Origin of the sequence: Vibrio mexicanus (assembly GCF_001012815.1) — a bacterium.
GTDB classification, from domain to species: Bacteria; Pseudomonadota; Gammaproteobacteria; order Enterobacterales; family Vibrionaceae; genus Vibrio; species Vibrio mexicanus.
In genome coordinates this window covers 1-230 of the sequence record NZ_JYJP01000147.1, presented here as the reverse complement: position 1 = coordinate 230, position 230 = coordinate 1, and the positions used below count along the sequence as shown (strand labels likewise).

Annotated in this window: 1 pseudogene; it reads right to left on the bottom strand. The window is 40.4% G+C overall.

Annotation, left to right across the window (positions count from 1 at the left end):
* Nucleotides 1–230 (bottom strand): annotated as a pseudogene (locus UA76_RS25055) (hypothetical protein); the annotation flags it as partial.

Sequence of the window (230 nt, the reverse complement as noted above, 5' to 3'; positions counted from 1 at the left end):
ACCAGACCTTGCTCAGACAAAACGTATTGGTATCTATTGTCCAAGCCCATGGTTAAATAGCCGGCATAAGCTATGATTAGAAATATCAGTCCAGAAAAGAAGTAACTCGCGTTCCCTATCTGTCCAGCCAATGAGTAAGCCGAGATTAAAGTTACTGCTAACCCTGGGAGTAAAGCAAAACAAGTATGCTTTAAAGCATTGTATCGATTGGCTTCTTCAATGTTTTTGCA